Source organism: uncultured Rhodococcus sp. (assembly GCF_963525155.1).
Taxonomy (GTDB): domain Bacteria; phylum Actinomycetota; class Actinomycetes; order Mycobacteriales; family Mycobacteriaceae; genus Rhodococcus_F; species Rhodococcus_F qingshengii.
Genome location: NZ_CAURKP010000271.1, coordinates 1 through 5,442 on the forward strand (window position 1 = coordinate 1; position 5,442 = coordinate 5,442).

Genomic DNA, 5,442 nt, shown 5'->3' on the forward strand with positions numbered 1-5,442 from the left:
GCGCTGCCCGCCGGTGAACTGCCTGATGTCCTGACCTTCGGCAAGACGAGCGACGCTCACCCCGCGGCTCTGGCCGGATCGCTGTCGGACGTCGCAAGCATCACCTCCGGAAATCTGTCCGCCGACGCGGTCAGTTCACTCGCCCTCGTCGCCAAGTCGGCGTCACCCGATCGAATCGAGCAGGGAATCGCCATCGACGCGGGCGGGCTGCTGCCCGACCTCGCGCACACCAACAGCTGGGTTCAGACCGTCGAAGAGGTCGATCCGATCGAGCTTCTCGAGGTCCAGCTCTGCAACTCGGTCGCGCCCTTCATCCTCGTTTCGCGCTTGCGCCCGTCGATGGCCGCGGCCGCTGCACGACGCAAGTACGTCGTGAACGTTTCCGCCATGGAAGGCCAGTTCAGCCGCGCGTACAAGGGCCCTGGCCACCCGCACACCAACATGGCCAAGGCAGCACTGAACATGCTGACCCGCACCAGCTCCAAGGAAATGCTCGACGACGGCATCCTCATGACCGCCGTCGACACCGGCTGGATCACCGACGAACGCCCACACTTCACCAAGATGCGGTTGGCCGACGAAGGTTTTCACGCACCACTCGACCTCGTCGACGGTGCCGCCCGCGTCTACGACCCCATCGTTCAGGGTGAACTGGGCGTCGACCTGCACGGCTGCTTCCTCAAGGACTACAAACCCTCGCCGTGGTGATCGGCAGCACGCCGCATTCGTGATGGGCGGCACCCAGCCGCCCCGATGTGGCGATCTCGTCACCCCCAAACCCCCGTGTCGAGTAGCTCATTTCAGGTAGAGCACAGCATTGCAGGCGATAATGGACTGCGAACCTGCTCACCGACTCGGAGGAACCATGACGATCGCCGTCGTACACAAGGACAGCCCGGAAGGCCGCGCCGCAATCGTGGCCGCTGCACGGGAATCCGTGGGTCGAAGCGAGGAACTGCTGGTTCTGCACGTCCTGGACGACGTCAACATCGGAGGCACGGTCAACCTCGGAGACACCGAGGACGATCGGGCCGCTCTTCGCGGCGAGATCCAGTCAGCGCTCGACGCCGGTGGATTCTCGGAGACGAAGTGGGATCTGCGCACCACCGAGCACGACGGCGATCCGGTTACCGCGCTCGTCGACCTGGTCCACGACGCGGGTGTCGATCTCCTGATCGTCGGAACACGCCGGATGTCCCCCATCGGCAAGTTCCTCCTCGAACGCCCGCTGCAGCGTCTCCTGCTCGAAGTGGAGGCTCCGATACTCGTCGTCAAGGAACCCCTCCCCGCCGAGTGACCTCGGTCACATCACTTTCGGGTGCTCGTTTGTAGGCTGGCTCCATGACTGGAACCTCGCCCGCCCGAGAACTCGACATCATCGTCTACGGAGCGAGCGGCTTCGTCGGTAAGCTACTCGCCGACTACCTCGTCAAACATGCTCCCGAAGGCACGAAGATCGGCCTCGGTGGCCGTTCCCTCGAGAAGTTGGCAGCCACTCGCGCCGATCTGGGTACCGCCGCGGCCGATCTCCCCCTGATCATTGCCGACGCCGACGACGCCACCGCATTGAAGGCGCTCGCGCAGCGAACTCGGGTCGTCGCCACCACGGTCGGCCCGTATGCCAAGTACGGCCACGCCCTCGTTCACGAATGCGCCTCCGCCGGAACTCATTACGTCGACCTCACCGGTGAGGTGCTGTTCCACCGCGAGAGCATCGACGACAACCATGAGCTGGCGGTCTCGACCGGTGCCAAGATCGTCCATTCCTGCGGATTCGATTCCATCCCTTCCGATCTCGGAGTTCACGTCCTGCACGAGAAGGTCGCCGCCGACGGCGCCGGCGAGCTCACGGACACCACCCTGGTGGTCACGGCCCTGCGCGGCGGCGTGAGCGGTGGCACCATCGATTCGCTTCGCAACCAGATCGACGTGTCGAAAGACGATGCGCGCCTGCGGAAACTTGCTGCCTCGCCGTACTCGCTGAGCCCCGATCGTGATCGGGAGCCCGAACTCGGACGCCAGAGCGACGTGAGCGTGGTCGACGGCAAGAAGATCGATCCTTCGCTGAAGGGGTGGAAAGCGCCGTTCGTGATGGCGTCGTACAACACACGAGTCGTCCGTCGCAGCAATGCGCTCCGAGAGTGGGCGTACGGCAAGAAGTTCAAGTACAGCGAGGTGATGAGTGTCGGCTCTTCGGTGGTGTCACCGGTGATTGCGGGCGGCGTGGCGGTCGGCCTCGGTGCGCTGGTCGCCGGACTCGCCCTTCCCCCGACGCGCTTCCTTCTCGACAAGGTATTGCCGGCTCCCGGTGAAGGTCCGAGCGAGAGCACCCAGAAGAAGGGCCACTTCACGCTCGACGTGTTCACCACGACCACGACCGGCGCCCGATACACCTCACGAGTGAAGGCGAAGGGCGACCCGGGATACAGCGCGACGGCGGTAATGCTCGGCGAATCTGCGTTGTCGTTGGCGAAGGACCACAAGGCTCTTCCCCCGGCCACCGGCGTTTTGACTCCAGCGACAGCGCTCGGCGACGTCCTGGTCGAGCGTCTGCGCGCGGCTGGTTTCGAGATTTCCGCGCGCAAACTCTAGACAGAACGAATTTCACTTGATCGTTTCAGCTCTTCGCGCCCGATTATCGCAGCTCAGGGCGCGGACAGCGGTGGGAATACTCCCAGGTAACATTGATGTTGGTTCATGGCATCCATATGTGATGCTCCGCTTTCGGAAAAGTGAGGCTATTCATGACTGAGCGCGTTCAGGTCGGCAGTCTTCAGGTTGCCAAGGTTCTCTACGACTTCGTGGTCGAGGAGGCTCTTCCCGGCACCGGTGTAGACGCCGAAACGTTCTGGGCCGGCGCCGACAAGGTCATCACCGAGCTCGCACCGAAGAACCGCGACTTGCTTGCCAAGCGTGACGATCTGCAGGCTCAGATCGATCAGTGGCATCGCGATCACGCCGGCGCTCCCATCGACGCCGCTGCATACAAGGCGTTCCTGCAGGAAATCGGCTACCTCCTGCCGACGCCTGCCGAATTCTCGGTCACCACCGCGAACGTCGACACCGAGATCACCTCGACGGCCGGCCCGCAGTTGGTCGTGCCGATCCTCAACGCGCGCTTCGCACTCAACGCGTCCAACGCCCGCTGGGGTTCGTTGTACGACGCGCTGTACGGCACCAACGCCATCTCCGAGGAGAACGGCGCCGAGAAGGGTTCCGGCTACAACAAGGTCCGCGGCGACAAGGTCATCGCCTGGGCGCGTGAATTCCTCGATGCGGCAGCACCTCTCGCGTCGGGATCGCATGCAGATTCAACCAAGTACGTTGTCGACGGCAGTGAACTGAAGATCACGTTGGCAGACGGTGCTGTCACCACGCTCGCCCAGCCGGAGAAGTTCGTCGGCTACCTCGGCGAGAAGGACGCACCGACGAGCATCCTGCTGCTGAACAACGGATTGCACGCCGAGATCCAGATCGACGCCTCGTCCCCGATCGGCAGCACCGACGCCGCCGGCGTCAAGGACGTCGTTCTCGAATCCGCCGTCACCACGATCATGGACTTCGAGGACTCGGTCGCCGCTGTCGACGCCGACGACAAGGTTGTCGGCTACCGAAACTGGTTGGGTCTCAACCGCGGTGACTTGTCCGAGGAGATCAAGAAGGGCGCCAAGTCCTTCACCCGCACGCTCAACGGCGACCGTAAGTACACCGCAGTCGACGGCAGCGAACTCAGCCTGCACGGTCGTTCGCTCCTGTTCGTCCGCAACGTCGGTCACCTCATGACCAACCCTGCGATCCTCGACGCCGACGGCAACGAGGTCCCCGAGGGCATCCTCGACGCCTTGATCACCAGTGCCTGTGCAGTGCACGGCCTCTCGATCAGTGACGCCAACGGACCGCTCGACAACAGCCGCACCGGCTCGATCTACATCGTCAAGCCCAAGCAGCACGGTCCCGAGGAAGTTGCCTTCACCACCGAACTGTTCGGCCGTGTCGAGCAGGTCCTCGGGCTTCCGGAGAACACGCTCAAGGTCGGCATCATGGACGAGGAGCGTCGTACGACGGTCAACCTCGCCGCCTGCATCAAGGAAGCCGTCGACCGCGTGGTGTTCATCAACACCGGCTTCCTCGACCGCACCGGCGACGAGATCCACACCTCCATGGAAGCCGGCGCGATGGTGCGCAAGGGCGAGATGAAGAAGCAGAAGTGGATCGGCGCCTACGAGGACTGGAACGTCGACACCGGTCTGGCCTGCGGTCTGCAGGGCAAGGCCCAGATCGGCAAGGGCATGTGGGCCATGACCGAGTTGATGGCAGACATGCTCGAGCAGAAGATCGGTCACCCCAAGGCCGGCGCCAACACCGCATGGGTACCTTCGCCGACCGGCGCAACGCTGCACGCGACGCACTACCACCGCGTCGACGTGTTCGCAGTTCAGGACAGCCTGAAGGGCAAGCCTCGCGCGAGCGTCGACGACATCCTGACCATCCCGCTCGCTCCCAGCACCGACTGGACGGACGCGGAGAAGAAGGAAGAGCTCGACAACAACTGCCAGTCCATCCTCGGCTACGTGGTCCGTTGGATCGACGCGGGCGTCGGCTGCTCCAAGGTTCCCGACATCCACGATGTCGCGCTCATGGAGGATCGCGCCACGCTGCGCATCTCGAGCCAGCTGCTCGCCAACTGGCTGCGTCACGGCATCGTCAGCGAGAGCGACGTTGTCAGTGCACTCGAACGCATGGCCCCGGTTGTCGACCGTCAGAACGAGGGCGACGCCGAGTACCGCAACATGGCACCTGATTTCGATTCCAACATCGCGTTCCAGGCTGCCAAGGAACTCATCCTCGAAGGCGCGAAGCAGCCCAGCGGATACACGGAGCCGATCCTGCATCGCCGCCGCCGCGAGTACAAGGCTGCCAACGCCTGATTTCACCTTCTTCGAACTCGAAGCTGAACCCGAACAGCCTCGGCACCGCTCCCGGTGTCGAGGCTGTTCGCGTAGGCCCCGAAGATTCGTCACTAGACTGGCCGAGGACACAGTCCGTTCAACAGACATTCTTCGAGTGACCAAGGTAGGGCAAGGTACGTGGGCGAACATCGCGGCGGGTCAGGCGCCAGAGGTATCAGTAAGGGGCCGATTCTCGTCGTCGTGCTGATCGTCTTGATCGTGGCAGGCTTCTTCGGATGGAAGGCCCTCAGCAACCGGATCGACGATCAGGGACAGCAGGCAGCCGGTACGTGCGTCGAGGGCAACAAGACACTCGACGTCACCGCGGATCCGTCCATAGCCCCACAGGTCGAGGAACTGGCGAAGCGGTACACCCAGACCTCGCCGGTGGTGCGTGATCACTGCATCGCCGTCGTGGTGCACGGTGCGCCGTCCGCGTCGGTCTCGACTGCACTCGAAGCCGGTCCGGCGGCCCCCTGGGACGACGCAGCAT

General features: G+C 63.7%; 3 protein-coding genes and 2 pseudogenes. All 5 read left to right on the forward strand.

The window, feature by feature from the left end; all coding sequences use genetic code 11:
- A pseudogene (locus RWT78_RS27780) lies at positions 1-708 on the forward strand (short-chain dehydrogenase); the annotation flags it as partial.
- A gap of 157 nt (positions 709-865) precedes the next feature.
- A complete protein-coding gene (locus RWT78_RS27785; protein ID WP_003946198.1) occupies positions 866-1,297 on the forward strand; it encodes a universal stress protein in 432 nt (143 codons plus the stop codon).
- A 44-nt stretch (positions 1,298-1,341) separates the two neighbouring features.
- Positions 1,342-2,592, forward strand: a complete 1,251-nt coding sequence (locus RWT78_RS27790) for a trans-acting enoyl reductase family protein (RefSeq protein ID WP_218749282.1) — start codon at positions 1,342-1,344, stop codon at positions 2,590-2,592.
- A gap of 152 nt (positions 2,593-2,744) precedes the next feature.
- Positions 2,745-4,928 carry a malate synthase G gene (locus RWT78_RS27795; protein ID WP_073513315.1) on the forward strand — a complete coding sequence of 728 codons (2,184 nt, stop codon included), beginning with the start codon at positions 2,745-2,747 and terminating at the stop codon, positions 4,926-4,928.
- 159 nt (positions 4,929-5,087) lie between these two features.
- Positions 5,088-5,442: pseudogene (locus tag RWT78_RS27800) on the forward strand (hypothetical protein); the annotation flags it as partial.